23 protein-coding genes are annotated in these 22,336 nt (G+C 73.3%); 7 read left to right on the forward strand and 16 right to left on the reverse strand.

All coding sequences use genetic code 11. From position 1 onward, the window contains the following. Positions 1–57 precede the first annotated feature (57 nt). From DQ237_RS02810 to DQ237_RS02820, 3 genes are all read right to left on the reverse strand, one after another. Complete coding sequence (locus DQ237_RS02810) at positions 58–1,332, reverse strand: sugar ABC transporter permease (RefSeq protein WP_113796854.1); 1,275 nt, start codon at positions 1,330–1,332, stop codon at positions 58–60. After that, positions 1,332–2,129 carry an ATP-binding cassette domain-containing protein gene (locus DQ237_RS02815; protein WP_240619351.1) on the reverse strand — a complete coding sequence of 266 codons (798 nt, stop codon included), beginning with the start codon at positions 2,127–2,129 and terminating at the stop codon, positions 1,332–1,334. Before DQ237_RS02815 ends, DQ237_RS02810 begins: the two co-directional genes overlap by 1 nt. Before the next feature lie 68 nt (positions 2,130–2,197). Next, complete coding sequence (locus tag DQ237_RS02820; protein ID WP_113796856.1) at positions 2,198–3,280, reverse strand: sugar ABC transporter substrate-binding protein; 1,083 nt, start codon at positions 3,278–3,280, stop codon at positions 2,198–2,200. Between the two features lie 222 nt (positions 3,281–3,502). Here DQ237_RS02820 and DQ237_RS02825 point away from each other — a divergent pair, with 222 nt between their 5' ends. Together DQ237_RS02825 and DQ237_RS02830 are read left to right on the forward strand one after the other, a co-directional pair. Next, positions 3,503–4,705 (forward strand): thiolase family protein, encoded by a 1,203-nt coding sequence (locus tag DQ237_RS02825; RefSeq protein ID WP_113796858.1) that lies wholly within the window; start codon positions 3,503–3,505, stop codon positions 4,703–4,705. Then, positions 4,702–6,801 carry a 3-hydroxyacyl-CoA dehydrogenase NAD-binding domain-containing protein gene (locus tag DQ237_RS02830; RefSeq protein WP_113796860.1) on the forward strand — a complete coding sequence of 700 codons (2,100 nt, stop codon included), beginning with the start codon at positions 4,702–4,704 and terminating at the stop codon, positions 6,799–6,801. The genes DQ237_RS02825 and DQ237_RS02830 overlap by 4 nt, the downstream gene beginning before the upstream one ends. 185 nt (positions 6,802–6,986) lie before the next feature. Here the strand turns inward: DQ237_RS02830 and DQ237_RS02835 are convergent, their stop codons facing one another. From DQ237_RS02835 to DQ237_RS02860, 6 genes are all read right to left on the reverse strand, one after another. After that, a complete protein-coding gene (locus tag DQ237_RS02835; protein ID WP_113796862.1) occupies positions 6,987–7,268 on the reverse strand; it encodes a thiamine-binding protein in 282 nt (93 codons plus the stop codon). Further along, positions 7,265–9,175, reverse strand: coding sequence for a 1-deoxy-D-xylulose-5-phosphate synthase (gene dxs / locus DQ237_RS02840; RefSeq protein WP_113796864.1), 1,911 nt, complete (start codon positions 9,173–9,175; stop codon positions 7,265–7,267). Before dxs ends, DQ237_RS02835 begins: the two co-directional genes overlap by 4 nt. Before the next feature lie 105 nt (positions 9,176–9,280). Then, complete coding sequence (locus DQ237_RS02845) at positions 9,281–9,649, reverse strand: hypothetical protein (protein ID WP_113796866.1); 369 nt, start codon at positions 9,647–9,649, stop codon at positions 9,281–9,283. A 53-nt stretch (positions 9,650–9,702) separates the two neighbouring features. Further along, on the reverse strand, positions 9,703–9,933 hold the full coding sequence (locus DQ237_RS02850) for a DUF4177 domain-containing protein (protein ID WP_113796868.1): 231 nt from the start codon (positions 9,931–9,933) through the stop codon (positions 9,703–9,705). Between the two features lie 34 nt (positions 9,934–9,967). Further along, positions 9,968–11,218: a class I SAM-dependent RNA methyltransferase gene (locus DQ237_RS02855; RefSeq protein ID WP_240619352.1), complete on the reverse strand. Its 1,251-nt coding sequence runs from the start codon at positions 11,216–11,218 to the stop codon at positions 9,968–9,970. 43 nt (positions 11,219–11,261) lie between these two features. Continuing rightward, positions 11,262–13,295: an APC family permease gene (locus DQ237_RS02860; protein WP_113796872.1), complete on the reverse strand. Its 2,034-nt coding sequence runs from the start codon at positions 13,293–13,295 to the stop codon at positions 11,262–11,264. A 173-nt stretch (positions 13,296–13,468) separates the two neighbouring features. Here DQ237_RS02860 and DQ237_RS02865 point away from each other — a divergent pair, with 173 nt between their 5' ends. Both DQ237_RS02865 and DQ237_RS02870 read left to right on the forward strand, forming a co-directional pair. Further along, positions 13,469–14,137 carry a TrkA family potassium uptake protein gene (locus DQ237_RS02865; RefSeq protein ID WP_113796874.1) on the forward strand — a complete coding sequence of 223 codons (669 nt, stop codon included), beginning with the start codon at positions 13,469–13,471 and terminating at the stop codon, positions 14,135–14,137. Beyond that, positions 14,137–14,814 (forward strand): TrkA family potassium uptake protein, encoded by a 678-nt coding sequence (locus DQ237_RS02870; protein WP_113796876.1) that lies wholly within the window; start codon positions 14,137–14,139, stop codon positions 14,812–14,814. The genes DQ237_RS02865 and DQ237_RS02870 overlap by 1 nt, the downstream gene beginning before the upstream one ends. 54 nt (positions 14,815–14,868) lie before the next feature. Here DQ237_RS02870 and DQ237_RS02875 read toward each other — a convergent pair whose 3' ends face one another. The 6 genes from DQ237_RS02875 to DQ237_RS02900 all read right to left on the reverse strand — a co-directional run bounded on the left by DQ237_RS02875 (position 14,869) and on the right by DQ237_RS02900 (position 18,597). Then, the gene (locus DQ237_RS02875; protein ID WP_240619353.1) at positions 14,869–15,633 is read right to left on the reverse strand and encodes a DUF3159 domain-containing protein; all 765 of its coding nucleotides are present in this window, start codon (positions 15,631–15,633) and stop codon (positions 14,869–14,871) included. Between the two features lie 58 nt (positions 15,634–15,691). Then, a complete protein-coding gene (locus DQ237_RS02880; RefSeq protein WP_113796878.1) occupies positions 15,692–16,069 on the reverse strand; it encodes an OB-fold nucleic acid binding domain-containing protein in 378 nt (125 codons plus the stop codon). A 64-nt stretch (positions 16,070–16,133) separates the two neighbouring features. Then, positions 16,134–16,847 carry a DUF3710 domain-containing protein gene (locus DQ237_RS02885; protein WP_113796880.1) on the reverse strand — a complete coding sequence of 238 codons (714 nt, stop codon included), beginning with the start codon at positions 16,845–16,847 and terminating at the stop codon, positions 16,134–16,136. Position 16,848: 1 nt separating this feature from the next. Further along, a complete protein-coding gene (dut, locus tag DQ237_RS02890; RefSeq protein WP_113796882.1) occupies positions 16,849–17,340 on the reverse strand; it encodes a dUTP diphosphatase in 492 nt (163 codons plus the stop codon). Positions 17,341–17,350: 10 nt separating this feature from the next. Continuing rightward, complete coding sequence (locus DQ237_RS02895; RefSeq protein ID WP_113796884.1) at positions 17,351–18,211, reverse strand: hypothetical protein; 861 nt, start codon at positions 18,209–18,211, stop codon at positions 17,351–17,353. A gap of 86 nt (positions 18,212–18,297) precedes the next feature. Beyond that, positions 18,298–18,597 (reverse strand): DUF4193 domain-containing protein, encoded by a 300-nt coding sequence (locus tag DQ237_RS02900; RefSeq protein ID WP_113796886.1) that lies wholly within the window; start codon positions 18,595–18,597, stop codon positions 18,298–18,300. Positions 18,598–18,871: 274 nt separating this feature from the next. Here DQ237_RS02900 and DQ237_RS02905 point away from each other — a divergent pair, with 274 nt between their 5' ends. Together DQ237_RS02905 and DQ237_RS02910 are read left to right on the forward strand one after the other, a co-directional pair. Continuing rightward, the gene (locus DQ237_RS02905) at positions 18,872–19,918 is read left to right on the forward strand and encodes a phosphotransferase family protein (RefSeq protein WP_113796888.1); all 1,047 of its coding nucleotides are present in this window, start codon (positions 18,872–18,874) and stop codon (positions 19,916–19,918) included. A gap of 63 nt (positions 19,919–19,981) precedes the next feature. Continuing rightward, a complete protein-coding gene (locus DQ237_RS02910) occupies positions 19,982–20,521 on the forward strand; it encodes a LytR C-terminal domain-containing protein (protein ID WP_113796890.1) in 540 nt (179 codons plus the stop codon). 15 nt (positions 20,522–20,536) lie between these two features. Here the strand turns inward: DQ237_RS02910 and DQ237_RS02915 are convergent, their stop codons facing one another. Beyond that, positions 20,537–21,355: an inositol monophosphatase family protein gene (locus DQ237_RS02915; protein WP_240619354.1), complete on the reverse strand. Its 819-nt coding sequence runs from the start codon at positions 21,353–21,355 to the stop codon at positions 20,537–20,539. Positions 21,356–21,440: 85 nt separating this feature from the next. Between DQ237_RS02915 and ppgK the strand changes: the two genes are divergently transcribed. Further along, positions 21,441–22,184 carry a polyphosphate--glucose phosphotransferase gene (gene ppgK / locus DQ237_RS02920; RefSeq protein ID WP_113796892.1) on the forward strand — a complete coding sequence of 248 codons (744 nt, stop codon included), beginning with the start codon at positions 21,441–21,443 and terminating at the stop codon, positions 22,182–22,184. Positions 22,185–22,336 lie beyond the last annotated feature (152 nt).

Here is a 22,336-nt window from a genome sequence, read left to right on the forward strand (position 1 = left end):
CCCCGTCGGGGGTGAGCACCTGCCGCCCGCCGGCCGGTGCACGGCGGGCGACAGGGGTCAGTGACCGGTCGCGGCCGCCCGACGCCGGGCCAGCGCGTCGACGCTCGCGGCGAGCAGCAGCACGCCACCGGTGATGATGAAGTTCAGGTACGCCTCGACGCCCAGCAGCCCGAGACCGTTGGCGATGATCGCCACGACCAGGCCACCGAGGACGGCGTCGCGTACCCGGCCCCGACCTCCGAAGAGGCTGGTGCCACCGATGACCGCGGCGCCCACGGCGTAGAGCAGCGTGTTGCCGCCGCCTGAGGCCGCCGTGACCGAGCTGAGCCGTGCCGCCGCGACGATGCCGCTGATCGCGGCCATCGACGAGGAGATCACGAACACCAGCACCCGGATCCGGGTGACGTTGATGCCCGCGCGCCGAGCGGCCTCGGCGTTGCCGCCCACCGCGTACACGTGCCGGCCGAACGACGTCCGGCCGAGCACGAAGGTCAGCACGAGGAGCAGCAGGATCACCAGCGGCACCGCGTAGGGGATGCCCTTCAGCTCGATGGCCGCCGAGAGCGCACGGTCGACGCTGAGGATGGCGGTGACGCCGATGACGACGACCGCGATGACGGCGATGCGCGCGGCCACGATGGCCAGCGGCGCGCGCGCCAACCCTCGCGCCTTCTGCACCCGCCAGCGGTTCAGCTGCAGCGCGGCGTACAGCACGATCACCGCGACCGCGAGCGCCCACCCGAGGCCGACCGGCATGAAGTCGTTGGTGAGGGCGCGGACGACCGGGTCGCGCACCGACACCGTGCCGCCCTGACCGATGATCCACAGCGTCACGCCCTGGAAGCCGAGGAACAGCGCCAGCGTGACGACGAAGGACGGGATCCCGACCAGCCCGACCAGGATGCCGGTGAACAGGCCGATGAGGGCCCCGGCGACGATCGCTCCCAGCACGGCGACGTACCAGGGCGCGCCCTGCTCGGCGAGCAGCTGGGCCATGACCGCCGCGCACACGCCGCTGACGACACCGGCGGACAGGTCGATGTCGCCGAGCAGCAGGATGAAGACCAGACCCATCGCGAGCAGCGTGATGGGCGCGGCCTGCACCAGCAGGTTGGCGATGTTGATCGGCTTGAGGAAGGTCTCGGGCCGCAGCGCGAAGAAGAAGATCGTCAGCGCGACGATGCCGAGGACCGCCGGCAGCGCACCGAGGTCGCCGCCCTTGATCTTGTTGACGTAGCCGCGGACGACGCCGGCGACCGAGTCCTCGGACCGGTCGTTCTCGAACCCGGCGGGTGCGTTGCCGCCCTGCTGGACGGTGGTGGAACCGGTCATCAGATGACCCCCTCGGCGACGGCGGGAGCGATGCCGAGATCGCCGGAGCGGCCCGCGGTGATGAGTTCGATGACCTGCGGGCGGTCGACGGTGCTGATCGGCACGTCGGCGGCCACCCGCCCCAGGTAGAGAGCGGCGACGCGGTCGGCGACCTCGAAGACGTCGACCATGTTGTGGGAGATGAACACGACGGCGTGCCCGGTGTCGGCCAGTCGGCGGACCAGGTCGAGGACCTGCCGGGTCTGGGCGACACCCAGGGCGGCGGTCGGCTCGTCGAGGATGACGACCTTGGACTCCCAGAGGACCGCCTTGGCGATGGCGACCGTCTGCCGCTGCCCGCCGGAGAGGCTGGACACCAGCTGGCGCACCGACTTCAGCGTCCGTACCGAGAGCTTCGCGAGGGTGTCGCGGGCCGCCTGCTCCATGGAGGCCTCGTCGAGGAGGATGCCCCGCTTGCGCTCGCGGCCAAGGAACATGTTCTGGACGACGTCGAGGTTGTCGGCGAGCGCGAGGTCCTGGTAGACGACCTCGATGCCGAGCGCGGCGGAGTCGCGCGGCCCGGAGATGTCGACGGGCTTGCCGTCGAACAGGATCTGGCCGCCGTCGATCGGATGGATGCCCGCGATCGACTTGATCAGCGTGCTCTTGCCGGCACCGTTGTCACCGACGAGCGCGGTGACCTTGCCGGGGTAGACCTTGAGGTCCACACCGTGGAGGACCTGGATGGCGCCGAAGCTCTTGTCGACGCCGCGGAGCTCGAGGATCGGGGTCCCGTCCTCCGGCTGCGGCACGCTCACGAGGCTTCCTCTCTGGAAAAGCCGAACGGGGCGCCCTCCGGATTCGGAGGGCGCCCCGACGGTAGGGGTTACTTGATGCCGAGCTCGGTGCAGGCGGCGGCGAACTCGCCGGTGCACAGCTCCTCGGCGGTGACCTGACCGTCGTCCACGACGTCCTTGACGTTCTCGCGGGTGATGCTCACCGGGTCGAGCAGGACCGACGGCACCTTGCGGTTGCCCTCGGTGTCCTCGGACTCGCCGTTGGTGTCGGCGTCCTCACCGTTGATCAGGGCGATGGCCAGCTTGGCGAGGGCGTTGGCCTCCTCCTTCGCCGACTTGTAGACCGTCATGCACTGGTTGCCGGCGAGGATGTTCTGCAGACCCTCGACCGACGCGTCCTGGCCGGTGACCGGGACACCCTTCTGGCCGTTGCGGGCCAGGATCTGGATGACGGCGTTGCCGAGCGTGTCGTTGGCCGCGAGCACACCCTGGATGTTGCCGCCGTTCTGGGTGTACATCTGCTCGAAAATCGTCGCGGCCTGGTCGGGCTCCCAGCCGGGGACGGCCTGCTCGCCGACCTTGGTGTACTGGGTCATCTTGTCGAGGACCTCGTGCGCACCGTCGGCGAAGAGGGTCGCGTTGTTGTCGTCGGGCGAGCCGTTGAGGTAGGCGATGTTCGCCGGCTTGTCGCCGAGGCAGTCGGCCAGGCCCTGGCCCTGCAGGCGGCCGACCTCGGTGTTGTCGAAGGAGACGTAGTACTCCGCCGAGCCGCCGAGGGTGAGGCGGTCGTAGTCGATCGTGGAGACGCCCTGGGAGGCGGCCTGCTCCTGGATCTGCGCGCCCGAGGCGGAGTCCAGGTTGACGATCGCCAGGACGGTGACGCCCTCGGTGACCATCTGCTCGGCGATCGTGGCCATGCGCTGGGCGTCGCCCTCGGCGTTCTGGATCACGTAGTCGACGCCGGCCTCCTTGAAGGCGGCCTCGAGCAGCGGGCGGTCCGCGCTCTCCCAGCGGGGGGAGGACTCGGTGTCCGGGAGGATGACGCCGACCTTGCCTTCGGCGGAGCCGCCGCCACCGTTGTCGCCGCCCTTGTCCGAGTCGCCGCCGCACGCAGCCAGACCGAAGACCAGACCAGCGGCGATCGCCGTCGTCATTGCGCGCCGTCGCACCATGAGGGGACCTGCCATTTCGTTGGGGTTACAGAGAAATTCCGGCGGCACATCTTGCGCGCCCCTTCGCCGTGGTGGCAACCACAGCCCGTCCCCGTTGCCGGACCGTGATCCGAGACCAACTCGAACGGGTGCCGCACCGCCCTTGGCCGCTCGGGTTACCGACGGGTAACTTGGACGCCGCCGGGCCCTGCCGGGCCGGTACCGAATTCCCGCGGAGGTCACATGTCCCGCTCGCTGCGTGAGGTCGTCTTCGTCGACGGCGTGCGCACCCCCTTCGGCAAGGCCGGTCCGAAGGGCATCTACGCCGAGACGCGCGCCGACGACCTGGTCGTGCGCTGCATCCGCGAGCTGCTGCGCCGCAACCCGGAGCTGCCCGCCGACCGCGTCGACGAGGTGGCCATCGCCGCCACCACCCAGATCGGCGACCAGGGCCTGACCCTGGGCCGCACGGCCGCGCTCCTGGCCGGCCTGCCCAAGACCGTTCCGGGCTACTCCATCGACCGCATGTGCGCCGGCGCCATGACCGCGGTGACCACCACCGCCTCGGGGATCGCCTTCGGTGCCTACGACGTCGCCATCGCCGGCGGTGTCGAGCACATGGGCAAGCACCCCATGGGCGAGGGCGTGGACCCCAACCCGCGGATCGTCAGCGAGAAGCTGGTCGACCCCTCCGCGCTGGTCATGGGCTCCACCGCGGAGAACCTGCACGACCGGTTCCCGCACCTGACCAAGGAGCGGGCCGACGCGTTCGCGCTGGCCAGCCAGCAGAAGTACGCCAAGGCCGTCGCCAACGGGCAGATCGGCCCGGAGCAGGTGACGATGGCGACCCGCTCGGCCGAGAACGGCTGGGGCGTCGCGACCGTCGACGAGCCGCCGCGGCCGCAGACCACCCTCGAGGGTCTGGGCACGCTGAAGACGCCGTTCCGCCCGCACGGGCACGTGACCGCCGGCAACGCCGCGGGCCTCAACGACGGCGCCACCGGCTGCCTGCTCGCCGCCGAGGACGTCGCCCAGGAGCTGGGCCTGAACATCGGGATGCGCCTGGTGGGCTACGGCTTCGCCGGCGTGGAGCCCGAGGTCATGGGCATCGGCCCGGTCCCCTCGACCGAGAAGGCGCTGGCCCGCACCGGCCTGTCCATCGAGGACATCGGCCTGTTCGAGCTGAACGAGGCCTTCGCCATCCAGGTGCTGGCCTTCCTCGACCACTTCGGCATCGCCGACGACGACGAGCGCGTCAACCCGTGGGGCGGCGCCATCGCCGTCGGCCACCCGCTGGCCTCCTCCGGCGTCCGTCTAATGACCCAGCTGTCGCGGCAGTTCGCCGAGCGGCCCGATGTCCGCTACGGCCTCACCGCCATGTGCGTCGGCCTGGGCATGGGCGCCACCGTCATCTGGGAGAACCCCAACTGGGAGGGCGACAAGTGACCAGCACCCAAGGGAAGGCGACGTTCGAGAACGAGGTCGTCACCGAGGCCAAGGTCCGGTACCTCAGCCTCCCCGGCCTCTCGGGCGAGTTCGCCCTGATCACCATCGACAACGGGCACGACCACACCCGTCCGTCGACCTTCGGCCCGGGCGGGCTGGCCTCGCTGGACGCCGCTCTGGACGAGATCGCCGCCCACTCCCCCGCCCCGGCGGCGATCGGCGTGACCGGCAAGCCGTTCATCTTCGCCGTCGGCGCGGACCTCTCCGGGGTCCCGTCGGTGACCGACGCGTCGGCCGCCCGCGAGATCGCCGAGACCGGCCACCGGGTGTTCCGCCGGCTGAAGGACTCGTCGGTCCCGACGTTCGCCTTCGTCAACGGCGTGGCCCTCGGCGGCGGCCTGGAGCTGGCGCTGCACTGCCACTACCGGACCATCAGCGGCGGTGCCGCCGTCGCCTTCCCCGAGGCCTTCCTCGGGCTGGTCCCCGGCTGGGGCGGCACGCAGCTGCTGCCGAACCTGATCGGCATCGACGCCGCCGTCACGGTCATCGTCGAGAACGCGCTGGCCCAGAACAAGATGACCCCGGCGCCCAAGGCCGCCAAGCTCGGCATCGCCGACGCGCTCTTCGAGCCGGCCGACTTCCTCGAGCGGTCGCTCGAGTGGGCCGTCAGCGTCCTCGGCGGCTCGGTCACGGTGGACCGTCCCGAGGTCGACCGTGCGGCGTGGGACGAGGCGATCACCCGTGCCCGCGGCGTCGTCGCGGCCCGCACCCGGAACGCCTCCCCCGGCGCCGTCCGCTCGGTAGACCTGCTCGAGCTGGCGAAGGCCGGCGTCGAGGGCGAGGCCTTCACCGCCGGCACCGCCGCCGAGGACGACGCGCTCACCGAGCTGCTGATGAGCGACCCGCTGCGGGCCTCGCTCTACTCGTTCGACCTGGTGAACAAGCGGGCCAAGCGGCCGGCCGGCGCGCCGGACAAGTCGCTGGCCCGCAAGGTCACCAAGGTCGGCGTCGTGGGTGCGGGGCTCATGGCCTCGCAGCTGGCGATGCTGTTCGTGCGGCAGCTGAAGGTGCCGGTCGTGCTGACCGACATCGACCAGGCCCGCGTGGACAAGGGCGTGGCCTACGTGCACGGCGAGCTGGACAAGCTGGCCCTGCGCGGCCGGCTGAACCAGGACAAGCTCAACCAGCTCAAGGCCCTGGTCACCGGCTCGCTGTCCAAGGACGTCTTCGCCGACGCCGACCTCGTCATCGAGGCCGTGTTCGAGGAGATGTCGGTCAAGCAGCAGGTGTTCCGCGAGGTCGAGGCGATCGTCTCGCCCGAGTGCGTGCTGGCCACCAACACCTCCGCGCTGTCGGTGACCGAGATGGCCTCCAAGCTCGAGCACCCCGAGCGCGTGGTGGGCCTGCACTTCTTCAACCCGGTCGCGGTCCTCCCGCTGCTGGAGGTCGTGCGCGCCGAGCAGACCGACGACGCGTCGCTGGCCACCGCCTTCGCCGTCGGCAAGTCGCTGAAGAAGAGCTGCGTGCTGGTCGCGGACGCCCCGGCGTTCGTGGTCAACCGGCTCCTCACCCGCTTCCTGGGCGAGGTCACGGCGGCCGTGGAGCAGGGCACGCCGGTCGAGGTGGCCGAGCGCGCCCTCGACCCGCTGGGCCTGCCGATGACGCCGTTCGAGCTGCTCTCGCTCGTCGGTCCCGCGGTCGCGCTGCACGTGGCCGAGCGCATGCACGAGGCGTTCCCCGACCGGTTCGCCGTCGGCGAGGGCCTGCGCAAGGTCGTCGAGCTGGGCAAGGCGAGCGTGTTCTCCGAGCCGGGCGTCGTCGACCCCGAGCTCGTGGACGCCTTCGCCGGCGACTCCCCGCTCACCGAGCAGCAGGTGCACGACCGTGCGGTCGAGGCCCTGGCGCAGGAGATCCGGCTGATGCTGGACGAAGGCGTCGTGCAGGCCGCGCAGGACATCGACCTGTGCATGATCCTGGGCGCGGGCTGGCCGTTCTGGCTGGGTGGCATCACCGCCTACCTGGACCGCACCGGTGTCTCGGAGCGCGTGACCGGCTCCCGGTTCCTGCCGAAGGGTGTGGCCTCGCTCCCCGCGTAGCCGCCCCGCACGGACGACGGCCCGGCTCCCTCAGCGTCGAGGGAGCCGGGCCGTTCGTCGTTCACCGGGAGAAGGCACCTGTCGGCCCGAGTGGGGCCCGGAGGGGTCCCGCGCAGGGACGACGCAGCGGCTCCGCGGCGCGGGAGACGGCACGTGGCCGCGGTGTCGTCCGGAGGACGACGGTGTCATTGCCGGAACTTGCGGGTGAGGCTCTCCATCGTGCTGTGCACCGAGGCGATCTTGACGTGCGAGATCCCCGACGTCGCGCCGGCGGCCAGCATCGCCTCGTGCGCGGCCCGCAGCGTGGCCCACACCTCGTCGGGCTCACCCTCGAGCGTCGTCCCCAGCGCGCCGACCTCGTAGCGCAGCCCGGACGCCTGGATCACCGCGACCGCGGCCTCCACGAAGGCGTGCGGGTCGTCGGGCGTACCGGCCGGCGAGGGCGCGACCTGGATCTCGGCGATCACGACTGCTCCGCGCGCTCCACCACGTGGTTGTCCGTGCGCTCGCCGAGCTTCGCCGACCACTCGGCGATCCGGCGGGCGACGTCCTGCTCGGTGAGCCCGGCGTCAGCGAGCACCTGCCCGCGGCTGCCGTGGTCGAAGAACTGCTGCGGGAGGCCCATCGACCGCACCGGCACGTCGACGCCGCGGTCCTGCAGCGCCTGGGTGAGGGTCGTGCCCACTCCCCCGGCCCGGCCGCCGTCCTCGACGGTGACCACGAGCCGGTAACCGGCGGCGAGGTCGAGCAGCTCCGGTGCCACCGGCAGCACCCACCGCGGGTCGACGACGGTGACCCCGATGCCGTGATCTGCGGCCCGCTCGGCGGCGGCCAGGCACATCGGCACCATCGAGCCGACGGCGACCAGCAGCACGTCCCGACGGTCGTCGCGGCGCAGCACGTCCACCGGGCCATGCCGCTCCAGCGCCGGGATGTCGACCGGCGGCGCGCCCTTGGGGAAGCGGACGACCGTAGGCCCGTCGGTGACCTCGACCGACTCGCGCAACGCCTCGCGCAGGGTCGGCTCGTCCCGCGGCGCGGCCAGCCGGATGCCGGGCACCACCGACAGGATCGACATGTCCCACATGCCGTTGTGCGAGGCGCCGTCGGTACCGGTCACCCCAGCGCGGTCGAGCACCACCGTCACCGGCTGCCGGTGCAGGGCGACGTCCATCAGCAGCTGGTCGAAGGCCCGGTTGAGGAACGTGGAGTACACGGCGACCACGGGGTGCAGCCCGCCCATGGCGAGGCCCGCAGCGGAGGTCAGCGCGTGCTGCTCGGCGATGCCGACGTCGAAGGTGCGCTCCGGGAACCGCTCGGCGAACGCCGCCAGCCCCGTCGGGTGCAGCATGGCGGCGGTGATCGCGACGACGTCGGAGCGCTCGACGCCGATCCGCACCAGCTCGTCGGAGAACGCCGTCGTCCAATCCCGGGCAGCGGCCACGCTGGCGCCGCTGTCGGGGTCGAACACGCCGGTGGCGTGCCAGGCGTCGATCTGGTCGGTCTCGGCCGGCGGGTAGCCGAAGCCCTTGGTGGTGACGGCGTGCACGATGACCGGCCCGCCGAACGACCGCGCCCGGCGCAGCGCGGACTCCATGACCTCGATGTCGTGCCCGTCGACCGGCCCGACGTACTTCATGCCGAGATCCTCGAACATGCCCTGCGGCGACAGGACGTCCTTGAGGCCCTTCTTGATCGCGTGCAGCGCGTCGTAGAGCGCGGAACCGACCACCGGGGCCTTGTGCAGCGCCTGGCGCACCTGCAGCAGCGCGTTCTCGTAGCCGGGGCGCAGGCGCAGGGTGGCCAGCGCGTCGGCCACCCCACCGATGGTCGGCGAGTACGAGCGGCCGTTGTCGTTGACGACGATGACCACGGGCCGGTCCTGGGCTGCGGCGATGTTGTTCAGCGCCTCCCAGGCCATGCCGCCGGTGAGCGCGCCGTCGCCGATCACGGCGACGACCGGCCGCTTGTCACCGCGGATCGAATAAGCCTTGGCCAGCCCGTCGGCGTAGGACAGCGAGGTCGACGCGTGGCTGTTCTCCACCCAGTCGTGCTCGCTCTCCGCGCGACTCGGGTAGCCGGAGAGCCCGCCGCGCTGGCGCAGCCGCTCGAAGCCCTCGACGCGGCCGGTCAGCATCTTGTGCACGTAGGACTGGTGGCCGGTGTCGAAGACGATCGGCTCGCGGGGCGAGTCGAACACGCGGTGCAGGGCGATGGTCAGCTCGACGCAGCCCAGGTTGGGGCCGAGGTGGCCACCGGTCTTCGCCACGCTGGTGACCAGCGCGTCACGGATCTCCGCCGCGAGGGCGGGCAGCTGCTCGGCGGGGAGGGCTCTCAGGTCCTCCGGGCCTCGGAGCGATCGCAGGAGCGGCACGGCTCGGCGGTGTCCTCTCTCCATGGGCAGCGCGACCCGGTTGCGGGCCGCCGGCCCACTGTAGTCGCGGACGGCGCCCGTGCCCCGGTGAGCAAGATCGCTCGGTCAGAGCCGGGGCACCCACCGCTCGCCGCGCAGCGCTCCTCCGACGACCTCCACACCCCGGGCCGCTGCAGCCAGCCGGGCGCCCTCGCGCTCGTATGCGGCGATGGCGGCCTCGATGGCCTCGGCCGGCAGCTGGTCGGCCAGCTCGACGCGGACCGTCCGCCATCCGGCTCGCGCCGCCTCCAGCCCTGCGGCGACGTGGTCACCGGCGAAGCGGGCGAGCAGCACGGGATAGCGACGGAGCACCTCGTGCGCGCGGTAGTCCGGCGGCACGAGGTCGAACAGCCAGCCGACGGCGGTGCGCTCCCAGTCCGGCGCGCCCGGCGGGCGCACCTCCTCCGGCCAGCCCGGCGGCACCGTCGCGTCCACCGCACCATTCTGCCCCACCGGTCGAACATGCGTTCGACGACGGGCCGTGCGGGCTACTCCGCGGTCTGGCGCTTCAACCAGAACTGCTCGAAGCCCCAGGTGCCGGCGCCGCTGGAGTGGTAGCTGACCAGCTCCCACCCCTCGGCACCGAGCTTGTTGAGCACCGAGCTGGTGTCCCCCTGCTGCCGTTCCGACTGGCCGCCGGGGAGCTTGACGCTCACCCCTGCGCGCTGCGACTCGGCGTCGTTGGCGGTGATGACCGAGGCGTATTCCCACGTGGGCACCCCTAGACGGTATCGAGCGTCGCCGCCGCGCGCGTCAGGCGGGGACGAGCAGCGCCACGCACTCCACATGAGCGGTCATCGGGAAGGCGTCGAAACCGCGGACGGCGGCGAGCCGGTACCCGGCCTCGGCGAAGGCGGAGACGTCGCGGCCCAGCGCCGCGGGGTCGCAGGCCACGTAGACGATCGCCCGCGCCCCTGTTCCGGCGAGCAGCCGGCTCACCGCCTTCCCGGCGCCCGCCCGCGGCGGGTCCAGGACGACGACGTCGGGGGCCGCGCCCAGCTCCTCGAGCAGCTCGGCCAGACCGTCGGCGTCCACCTCGCCCTGCCACACCTCTGCCTGCGGGAGCGCGCCGAGGTTGGCGTCGGCGGCCGCGCAGGCGCCCGGGTCGGCCTCCACGCACACCACCCGGCCGCTCTCCCCGACGGCCGGCGCGAGCGCACCGCCGAAGAGCCCGGCTCCGGCGTACAGGTCCAGCACCGTCTCCCCCTCGGCGACGGCGGCGAAGCCGGAGATGGCGGAGACCAGCGCGTCGGCGGCTGCCGGGTGCACCTGCCAGAAGCCGGTGCCCTCGACCTCCCAGTCCCGCCCTCCGGCCCGGCGCTCGGCCCGGCCGGTCGGCTCGGCGGGCAGCTCCTCCCCCGCGTGCTGGACCTCGACGAGCTGCGGCCGACCGCGGTGATCCAGCCGCGCGGTGGTCACCGCGCCGGTCGAGTCGATCGACACGTCGACCGCGCCGGCGCCCGGCCAGCGGCGGGTCAGCACCGCCCGGGCGGCCGGCTCCACGGTGATGGGGCAGTCGTCGAGGGCGACGACGTCGTGCGACCGGTGCCGTCGGAGGCCGGGGACGCCGGCGCCGTCGACGGCGAACCGGGCGCGCGAGCGCCAGCGCAGCGCGCCGCCGGGCAGCGCCTCCACCGCCAGCCCGGACACCACCGGGTCCCCGGCGTCGAGCCGGCCCAGCCGGACCAGCTGCTCGCGGACCACGGCCGCCTTGAGCCGGTGCTGCTCCGCCGGGTCGACGTGCTGCCAGTCGCAGCCGCCGCACCTCCCCGGGCCGCTGTACGGGCAGGGCCGCTCGACCCGCGCCGGGGCGGCCTCGAGCACCTCGACCGCGTCGGCCCGGCAGAAGCCGGGGTGCCGGTCCTCGGTCACGCGGACCCGGACCCGCTCCCCGGGCAGCGTGTGCCGCACGAAGACCACCCGGCCCTCGTGGCGGGCCACGCAGTGACCGCCGTGGGCGACGGGGCCGACGGTCACCTCGAACTCGTCACCGGTCCAGCCCACGTTCCGGTTCTCCCGAGGGCGGCCGGGACGACGGTGCCGCCGTTCAGCCATACGGGGTCACGTCGACCTGGTCGTCGGTGAGACCACGACGGAGGTCCCCCGGGCCAGGACGCGGTGCGCCGACGTCGTCGTGCCCGATGCTGCTCTCCAGCTGCCACGGCACCGTGGTGATCATGACCCCCGGCTGGAACTGCAGCCGGGCCCGCAGCCGCAGGGCGCTCTGGTTGTGCAGGACGTTCTCCCACCAGTGCCCCACCACGTACTGCGGCACGAAGACGACCACCAGCTCGCGCGGGCTGTCCCGGCGGACGCTCTTCACGTAGTCCAGGACGGGCCGGGTGATCTCCCGGTACGGGGACTCGAGCACCGTCAGGGGTACCGGGATGTCGTAGCGCTCCCAGTCGGCCTGCAGCCCGCGCGTCTCGGCGTCGTCCACGTTCACCGTCAGGGCGGTCAGTGCGTCCGGGCGGGTCGCCCGCGCGAAGGCCAGCGCGCGCAGCGTCGGCTTGTGCACCTTGGACACCAGGACGATCGCGTGCACCTTGCTGGGCAGGGTCCGGGCGTCGGTGTCGGGCACGAGCTGCTCGGCGACGTGCGAGTAGTGCCGGTTGATCGCCCGCATGAGCAGGAAGATCAACGGCATCGCGGCGATCACGATCCACGCGCCACCGACGAACTTCGTGACGACCACGATCACCAGGACCACCGTCGTCAGCGAGCCGCCGATCGTGTTGATCACCCGGGAGCGCTGCATCCGACGCCGGAGCGCGGACTCGTTCTCCTTGCGCAGCTCCCGGTTCCAGTGCCGGACCATGCCCCACTGGCCGATCGTGAAGCTGGTGAACACGCCCACGATGTACATCTGGATCAGCTGCGTGGAGTCCGCGTCGAAGGCCAGCAGCAGGAGGACCGCGAAACCGGCCAGGACGAGGATCCCGTTGCTGTAGACGAGCTTGTCGCCGCGGGTGTGCAGCTGCCGGGGCATGAACCGGTCCTGCGCCAGGACCGAGCCGAGCAGCGGGAAGCCGTTGAAGGCGGTGTTGGCGGCCAGGATCAGCACCAGCGCCGTCGCCGCCTGGATGAAGTAGAAGCCGATCGAGTCGTCGCCGCCGAAGGTCGCCGCCGCGATCTGAGCGATGACGGTCCGCTGGGGCTGCGACTCGCAGTCGAAACCGACCAGGTCGCAGGCGTTCTCGACGTACTTGACGTCGGCAAGGAGGGCCAGCGCCGTCACACCGGCGAACATGCTGGCGGCGATGCCGCCCATCAGGGCGAGGGTCGTGGCGGCGTTCCTGCTCTTGGGTGGCCGGAACGCCGGGACGCCGTTCGCGATCGCCTCGACCCCGGTGAGGGCCGTGCACCCCGAGGCGAAGGCCCGGAGCGCGAAGAACAGCAGCGCGAGGCCGCCGAGGTCGCCGTACCCGGCCTCCGCGCGGATGGCGTAGTCGGCGCTCTCCGCGACCACCGGGTTGTCCGTGAAGAAGTCGCGGACCAGCCCGGTCACGATCATCACCAGGATGCCGGTGATGAACAGGTACGTGGGGACGGCGAACGTCTTGCCGGACTCCCGGACGCCGCGGAGGTTCGCCGCCACGAGCAGCGCCACCAGTCCGATGGCGATCGCCAGCCGGTGGTCGTCGAGCTGCGGGAACGCCGAGATGATGTTGTCGGTACCCGAGCTGACCGACACCGCCACGGTGAGCACGTAGTCGGTGAGCAGCGCGCTGGCGACCACCAGACCGGCGAACTGGCCGTGGTTCTTCATCGCGACCTCGTAGTCGCCACCGCCGGAGGGGTAGGCGTGCACCACCTGCCGGTAGGAGAGCACGACGACGGCGAGGAGGAGGACCACCCCGGCGGCCAGCCACGGCGCCAGGAACAGGAACGCCGTCCCGGCCAGCGTGAGGATGAGCAGGATCTCCTGCGTCGCGTAGGCGACGGAGGAGAGCGGGTCGCTGGCGAAGATCGGCAGCGCGAGGTGCTTGGGGAGCTGGGACTCCCCGACGCGGTCGCTGCGGACGGGTCGCCCCAGCACGAGGCGCTTCGGGAGTTGTCCGAGGTCGGACAGGCTTGGCACGGCGCGATGGTACGGACCTGAGCGGTCTCCGCGCGGGTGACTCGGCACACCCCGCCCCGACGGGGGTACCGGGGGCCGCCTCCGGCGTGCGCGACGGGCCCCGGGTGTAGCTTCGCGCCCGGTGCGATGCGCGGGCGAACGGCGCCGGCGCGGCCAGGAGCAGGGAGTGACACGTGCACGTGGTCGTGATGGGCTGCGGCCGTGTCGGCTCGGCCATCGCCCGGCGGCTCGAGCAGATCGGCCACAGCGTGGCGGTCATCGACCAGGACCCGGAGGCCTTCCGCCGCCTGGGCCCCGATTTCGCCGGACGGCAGGTCACCGGGCTGGGCTTCGACCGGCAGACGCTGCTGGACGCCGGGATCGACAGCGCCGGTGCCTTCGCGGCAGTCAGCAGCGGCGACAACTCCAACATCATCAGCGCCCGGGTCGCCCGCGAGACCTTCGGCGTCCAGCACGTGGTCGCCCGCATCTACGACTCCAAGCGGGCCGAGGTCTACGAACGCATGGGCATCCCCAGCGTCGCCACCGTGCCGTGGACGGTGAACCGGCTGCTGCGCGAGCTGCTGTCGGTCAAGGTCAGCGAGCTGTGGCGCGAGCCCACCGGCAAAGTCCTGCTGATGCGGGTCACCGTCACCGAGGGCTGGGTGGGCCGCCGCCTGGCGGATCTGGAGTCCGCCTCCGGCGCGCGTGCCGCCTGGCTGGTGCGGTTCGGCGAGGCACAGCTGCCCACCCCCAGCACGGTCCTGCAGGACGGCGACCAGCTCGTGGTGGCGGCGACCGACGAGCTGACCACCCAGGTGCACGAGGTCGTCGAGCAGGGCCCGCAGGGAGGGGAGCACTGATGCGCGTCGCCATCGTCGGCGCCGGCGCCGTGGGCCGCTCGATCGCCGGTGAGCTGCTCGAGAACGGGCACACCGTCATGCTGATCGAGAAGGACGGCCGCAAGGTCCGCACCCGCTCGGTGCCCGGTGCGGAGTGGGTCCAGGCCGACGCCTGCGAGGTCACCTCCCTCGAGGAGGCCCAGCTCGCCACCTGCGACGTCGTCGTCGCCGCCACCGGGGACGACAAGGCCAACCTCGTGGTCTCGCTGCTGGCCAAGACCGAGTTCGCCGTGCACCGCGTCGTCGCCCGGGTCAAGGACCCGCGCAACGAGTGGCTGTACACCGAGGCCTGGGGGGTCGACGTCGCCGTCTCCACCCCGCGCGTGCTCGCGGCGCTCGTCGAGGAGGCGGTCAGCGTCGGCGACGTCGTCCGGCTCATGAGCTTCCGCAAGGGTGCGGCCAACCTCGTCGAGATCACCCTCGGCGACGACACCCCGTGGGTGGGCCACCCGCTGCGCGACGTCCCGCTCCCCCGCGAGACGGTGCTGACCACCATCCTGCGGGGCGACCGGGTCATCACGCCCACCCCGGACGAGCCGCTGGAGTCCGGCGACGAGCTGCTCTTCGTGTCCCACGGTGACACCGAGGACCAGCTGCAGCAGGTGTTCGCTCCCGGCGGGCCGACCGCCGCGGGCTGACGACCGTGCGCGGCTTGACGACCGTGCGCGGGCTCGCGGAGCCCGGAGGAGCTGTCAGCCCGCCGCGGTGCGGTGCCGGTGCAGCCGGGCGACGACCCACAACGTGACGACGAGGACCACGCCGGTCAGCGGGAGGCCCAGCAGCACCGAGAAGGTGCCCAGCAGCTCGACGTCGTCGGCCCGGTAGTAGACCCACTGCACCCCGGCCCGCAGCAGGAAGCTCGCCGCCCACAGCACGGTGAGCCACCCGTAGGCGCGCACCAGCCGCGGATCGTCCCGCCAGTGCCGCTCCGCCTCGGCCGGCGCCGCGCGCTCCTCGACCGGGCGGCGGGAGCGGCCGGGGCGCAGCGAGTGCCCGGCCAGGGAGCCGAGATGGCTCGGTGCCAGGAACTCCGCGGCCACTCCGACCAGCGGACGGCGGAAGGGGACCGAGGCCAGCAGCACCACGCCGATCGCGAGGCTGCGCAGGATGCCCAGCACGAAGTAGTCCCGCGCCTGCCCCGACGCCATGGCGATGACGACGGCGACGCCGACGGCGAACAGTCCGCTGACCGCCTGCTGCACGCTCTGCCGGCGTACCACCCGCAGCACGAAGACCAGCAGCGCGGCGACGATCGCCGCCCAGATGCCGACGCGCAGCCCGCCGACGCCGTTGGCCACCACGAAGGCGATGGTCGGCAGCGATGCGTCGACCATTCCGCGCCAGCCACCCAGCTGCTGCAGGACCGTGTCCCGGTCGAACAGCGGGGGCTGACGGGCGGGACCGGCTCCGGTGGGGTCGTCGGCCGTGTCGTCCCCGGCCGGGCCCGCTGCGCTCACCCTGCTCCTCCCGCTTGCTCCTCCGCTGCCGTGCACGGGCCGGTGCCCGTCGGCGGCGTCAGCCGGCGGCGAGCTCGTACCAGGGGTTGTAGATGACCTGCCGGCCGTCGAAGGCGGCGAACCGGCCCCGGGCGGTGAGCGTGCGCCCCGGCTCGATACCGGGGATGCGCCGGCGGCCGAGCCACACCAGCGTCACCGAGCCCGAGCCGTCGAACAGCTCGGCCTCCAGCGTGGGGACGGTCTCGCGCGGCGTGTAGACCACCGACTTCAGCCGTCCGGTCACGGTCACGACCTCGCCCTTGCGGCACGAGCTCACCGGCTCGCACCCTGCGTTGGCCGCCTCCGCGCGCAGGGTCTGCGCGTCGATGGCGTGGTCGTCGGCGGTGAGGCGCTGCAGCGTGCGCGACCACCAGCCGTCCGGTCGGGTCTCGGTCACGTCCCCAGCGTAGTGCGGTCGGACGCAGACGGGGCCGCGTACGGGGGCCATCTCGGCGCGCCCCTCAGGCCGGACCGGCGGCGGGCCGGTCGGTGGGCGACTGCGCCTGCTGCTGGGCGGCGAGCTGGGCGGCCGCCTGGGCGGGCAGCGTCAGCGGCAGCGGCTCCCGCACCGGCATCGGCTCGCTGCCCCGGACGACGACGATCCCGCGGAACGCCGCCTCCAGCAGCTCCTCTCCCGCGCGGGCCTCGTCCTCCAGCGGACCGCTGAGCAGACCGCGCAGGAACCAGCGCGGACCGTCCACCCCGAAGAAGCGGGCGTGCCGCCGCACCGGCTGCCCCGCCGGCTGCCCGGGCTGGGTCGCCACCGGAGCCGTCATGGTGCCGGCCAGCTCGACCCCGAATGGGCCCTCGACCTCGCGGAGCGACGCCCCCTGGCCGGATGCGCTGCGGCCGAGCTCGGCCCGGACGTCGTCCCAGATCCCGGCGGCCCGGGGAGCGGCGAAGGCCGAGACCTGCAGCAGCGACTCCCCCGAGCGCAGCGTCGCGGCGATCACCTTCTGCTGCTGGTTGAGCTCGACCCGCAGGTCCATGCCGGGCAGTGCGGGCAACCGGACGGCGCCCAGGTCGATGCGGGCCACCCCGTCGTCCGGGGCGTCGGCCTCGTCCCACGGCCCGCTGGTGGCCTCGACGTCCCGGATCCGCTGCTGCGGCTCCGGAGGGACCCCGCGCTCGCGGAGACTGCGGTCGATGCGGTTGCGCCGCCGTCCGAACGGCATGTCAGTCCTGCCCCTCGCGTGCTGATGGATCGGTGGAACGGTGCCCACCGGTGGAGCCGTGGCCGCCGTCGCCGCGCTCGGTGACCGGCAGCTCGGGGACCGGGACGAACCGCGCCCGCGCCACCGGCTGCACGACGAGCTGGGCGATCCGGTCGCCGCGGTGGAGCCGCAGCGTGTCCCGGGGATCGAGGTTGATCAGGTTGACCTTGATCTCGCCGCGGTAGCCGGAATCGATCGTGCCCGGCGCGTTCACCAGGCTCAGCCCGAGGCGGTGCGCCAGCCCCGAACGAGGGTGCACGAACCCGGCGTAGCCGTCCGGGATGGCCACGGCGACCCCGGTGCCCACGAGCCGGCGCTCGAACGGCGCCAGCTCGACGTCCTCCGCCGCGCTCAGGTCGGCTCCCGCGTCCCCCGGGAGCGCGTACCGCGGGACGACGCCGTCCGGCACGGTCAGCAGGACGGGGACGTCCGGCTCGGCGAGTGGCTCGGGCACGACGGCGACACTAGCCGCGCGGTCCGCGGAGGTCGGCGAGCACCCGTCGGGCCAGGGACTCCGTCGCCCGCCGGTTCACCCGACCGGACAACGCGGCACCCACGAGGAACGGGGCCGCCGTCGGAACGGCACCGGCCAGGCGGCGGGTCATCCGCCGGCGCAGGGCGCGCATCCCGGCGGCCCCGAGCAGCGAGCCCAGGCCCTGCTCACCCACCGCGCGCTGCTCCGACCAGGCGGCGAGGTAGGCCTCCGCGCGGCGGGCGGCGTCGCCGGGCGGGCGGCGGCCGTGCAGCTCGTGCAGCTCCGCGATGAGCATGATCTCCACGGCCGCGACGAGCACGGTCTCCGCGCCCAGCTCCAGGGGAACAGCCAGCAGCGACGGTGGGGCGAACCAGTGCGCGGCGGAGAGGCCACCCGCGGCGGCGCCGACCCCGGAGGTGAGCCGGGCCGCGCGCTGGACCAGTGCCTCGGCGATCTCGTCGTCCGCGGCGCCCGGGTGGGCGGCACGGAGCCGCTCCCGGTCACGGACGGGCAGGCGGGGCACGGTGGCGCTCAGCAGGTCGCCGAGCAGGGCGCCGGGGCCGCGCCCGCCGGCCGGCGGGGCGTCCGCGGGCCCGTCCGTGCGCGCGGTGTCCGGGCCGGACGGACCGGCGAACGCGCCGGCGACCGCCCCCGCGAGGGTGCCCACGACGTCGCGCAGACCGCCGGCCGTGGACCGGCCGGCCGCTCCGCTCAGCCCGGCGACGGCGTCGGCGACGGCGCGCCCGGCGCGGGCGAGCGGGCTCTCCTCCGCGGGCGGCGTCGTCGTCGGCGAGGCGACCGGCCGCGGCGGCGGCACGTCACGAGGAGCGCTGGTACGCGGTTCGCTCATCGGGCCCCCTCAGCAGCGGATGCAACGGCCCCCGTGCAGGGCCCCACCGCGAGCGTGCGAGCGGAGGGGGGCACGGGGGTCCTTCTTCAGGCGCAGTCGCGGCAGTACAGCTGGTCGCCCTTGGTGGCGGCCAGGCGGCTGCGGTGCTGCACCAGGAAGCAGCGCGAGCAGGTGAACTCGTCCTCCTGCTTGGGCAGGACGCGGACCGTCAGCTCCTCGCCGGAGAGGTCGGCGCCCGGGAGCTCCAGGTTCTCGTTGAAGTCGGTCTCGTCGACGTCGACCGAGGAGGACTGCGCCTCGGCCCGTCGTGCCTTGAGCTCCTCGAGCGAGTCCTCGCCGAGCTCGTCGGTCTCGTTGCGGCGTGGGGCGTCGTAGTCGGTGGCCATGGGGGTGCCCCTCCTCCGTGTTTCTCGGGCGTCGTGCCCGTTCGTCTGACGCGGCGCGGGGTGCGCGCCGTCGTCCTTCCGGTCGCCGGTGGGCGACCGGTGGGTCTCTGCGGCGGAGGCCCGCTGCTGAGGCCCCCACCCGGTCCTCCTCGCAGAGGACCGGCAGCCCCCCAACGCCGAGGCGGCCCGGTTTGTGCCCGACCCAAGGAAGTCGACACATCGGGCCCGCGAGCGATCGGGCGGGCGGCGGAGCCGCAGAGGTTACCCTGCCGCCGTGGCGACTCCCCCGGGTGCCGATCCAGCCGTCGTGGGCCCGTACCTGGCCTCCGCGCTGGGGCACGAGAAATGGCGATCGGTCACCGTCGAGCTCATCGCGGCGGGCATGTCGAACCTCACGTACGTGGTGACGCCGGAGGGTGGGACGCCGGACGAGGCGGTGATCCTGCGCCGGCCTCCCACCGGGGCGGTCCTCGCCACCGCGCACGACATGGCGCGGGAGCACCGGGTCATCTCCGCCCTGGGCCCGACACCGGTGCCCGTGCCGCGGACGCTGCACCTGTGCACCGACGTCGCGGTGCTGGGTGCGCCGTTCTACGTGATGGAGCGCGTGGTCGGCGTGCACGTCGTCAGCGAGTTCCCTCCGGGGTACGCCGACGAGCCCGAGCAGCGCCGGGCGATCGGCGAGGCCCTCGTCGACACCCTGGCCGACCTGCACTCGGTGGACCCCGCCGCGGTCGGCCTGGCCGACTTCGGCCGGCCCGAGGGCTTCCTCGCCCGCCAGGTGCGCCGCTGGACCACCCAGTGGGAGGCCACCCGCGACCAGGACCGGCCCGATCTCGACGCACTGGCCGCGCGTCTGGCGGAGACCGTCCCGGCGACCCAGCGGGCCGGGATCACCCACGGCGACTACCGCCTGGACAACTGCCTGCTCGACCCCACCGGGCCCGGCCGGATCGCCGCCGTCCTCGACTGGGAGATGTCGACGCTGGGCGACCCGCTCACCGACATCGGGATGATGTTCGTCTACTGGCCGCAGGCCGGGGAGAGCCGTCCCTCGACGCTCAGCCCGGTGACCACGCTGCCCGGTTTCCCGACCCGGCTGGAGGTCGCCGACCGGTACGCCGCCCGTACCGGGACCGACCTGTCCGACCTCAACTGGTACGTCGGTTTCGCCTTCTTCAAGTTCGCCGCGATCATCGCGGGCATCCTCGCCCGCTCGGCGGCCGGAGCCATGGCGGGCAAGGACACCAGCGGGTACGCCGAGCGGATCGGCCCCTGCGTGGAGCTGGGACGCGCCGCGCTGGAGGACGGTGCGATCTAGCGGCGCGGCGCGCCCCTAAGCTCCGGGCGTCAGCCCCACCGGGAGCTCGCCGAGGAGATCGCAGTGACCGAGCGCACCGCCGCCCGCCCCACGGTGCGTCCGCGGAGCGGCCGCCGGCCGCTGCCGCCGCTGATCTTCCTGGTGGTCCTCGCGGTCGCCGCCGCCGCGGTGTGGGTGATGGTGATGCGGCAGGACAGCGCGCGGGAGGCCGAGGAGGCCGCGGCGTGCGCCAGCGCCGAGGAGGCACCCCCGTCGCTGGACCCGGGCACGGTCTCGGTGCGGATCTTCAACGCCACCGACCAGCCCGGCCTCGCGCAGAGCGTGTCCGACGCCCTGGAGCAGCGCGGCTTCACCGTGGGCGAGGTGGCCAACGACTCCAGCGACCGCGAGGTGCAGGGCGTGGGCGAGGTGCGCTTCGGCTCGCGCGGCCGGGACCAGGCCCGTTTCCTGAGCGCCTTCCTGCCGGGCATCGGCCGGCACCAGGACACCCGGGCCACGGCCGAGGTGGACGTGGTGCTCGGGCCTGACTTCACCGGTCTGGCGTCCGACGAGGACGTCGCGGCGGCGATCGAGCAGGGCGCGGACGCACCCCTCGGCTGCTGACGCCACCGTCCCGGTTCAGGGGTGCAGCTCGGTCACCAGCTCCAGGAACGGGCCGGCCACGGACGGCGCGACGGCCACCGTCATCGGCACTCCCACCGGCGCGCCTCGCAGGCCGGTCACGACCGCGCCCGCCTCGGCGGCGACCAGCGCACCCGCGGCGTGGTCCCAGGGGTTGAGGTCCAGCTCGTAGTAGGCGTCCACCCGACCGGCCGCGACGGCGCAGAGGTCGAGCGCGGCACTGCCGGACCGCCGGATGTCCCGGACGCGGGGCAGCAGCTCGGCGACCACGCGCCCCTGGGCCCGGCGTTGCCCGACCCGGTACCCGAAGCCGGTGGCCACGAGCGTGCGCTCGAGGGACGCCGGCTCCCGCACCTTCAGCCGCCGCGCGTCCTCATCTCCCACCGACAGCCAGGCACCCCCTCCGGCGGTCGCGGTGAACAGCTCGCCGGTGGCCACGTTCAGCACCGCCCCCGCACGCACCGTGCCGTGGACCTCCGCGCCGACCGAGACGGCGTAGGCCGGCAGCCCGTAGAGGAAGTTGACGGTGCCGTCGATGGGGTCGACGACCCAGCGGACGCCGCTGGTGCCCTCCCGCGAGGCCCCCTCCTCCCCCAGGACGCCGTCGTCCGGCAGGGCCGCGAGCAGCCGGCCGACGAGCAGTTCCTCGCTGGCGGAGTCGACGGCGGTCACCACGTCCACCGGGCTGGACTTCGTGCCGACGTGGTCCCCGGCGCGGTCCTGGCCGCGGGCGACGAGCGCGCCGGCCTCGCGGGCGACCGACACGGCCAGGGCGAGCAGGTCGGTGGGGGCCGGGTGGATCGCGTCCGGGGGCACGCCGACGATCCTGCCCCAGGCCCCGTCGCAGGGACCCGCCGCGAGCCAGCGAGGGGCGGGGCGACGGGGTCCTTACGCTGTCGGGGTGCAGGGCTTCGGAGTGGACATCGGCGGCAGCGGCATCAAGGGATGCCTGGTCGACCTGGACGAGGGTCGTCTCATCGGTGAGCGGGTGCGGATCGAGACGCCGCAGCCCTCGCTGCCCGAGTCCGTCTACGGCGTGGTCGCGAGCATCGTCGACTCCTTCGGCTGGGCCGGGCACGTCGGCGTCACCTTCCCCGGGGTCATGAAGGCCGGGGTCGCCCACACCGCGGCGAACGTGGACAAGAGCTGGATCGGGACCGACGTCGACGCCGGCCTGGAGCAGCGCATCCCCGGTTCGGTGCAGACGCTGAACGACGCCGATGCCGCGGGCCTGGCCGAGATGCGGTACGGGGCGGGGCGCGACCGCGGCGGGGTGGTGCTCATGCTCACCTTCGGCACGGGCATCGGCAGCGCACTGTTCGTCGACGGGCGCCTGGTGCCCAACACCGAGTTCGGCCACATCCAGGTCGACGGCGAGGACGGCGAGCGCCGTGCCTCCGCGGCAGCCCGCGAGCGGGAAGAACTGAGCTATCCCGACTGGGCCGCCCGCGTGGACCGCTACCTCGACGTGCTCGAGGCCGGTCTCTGGCCCGACCTGATCATCGTGGGGGGCGGGGTGAGCAAGAAGGCCCAGAAGTGGGTTCCCCTGCTCACCACGCGGACCCCGGTCGTCCCGGCGGAGCTGCAGAACGATGCCGGGATCGTGGGCGCGGCACTGGCCGCCGTGGAGCGCCTGGCTCCGTGACCGGAGCGCGGCCGGCTGCGTGAGCAAGCCCTCCTCACCCTGCGGGGTCACACCCGACCGCCCCGTCGGAGCGAGGGTCGTCGATCGGAGGCGCTGGAATCGCGGCGGGACGCCGTTACAATGGTGAAGCCCCAGCCCGTCGCCCTTCCAGC

Origin of the sequence: Blastococcus sp. TF02-8 (genome assembly GCF_003319175.1) — a bacterium.
Taxonomy (GTDB): domain Bacteria; phylum Actinomycetota; class Actinomycetes; order Mycobacteriales; family Geodermatophilaceae; genus Blastococcus.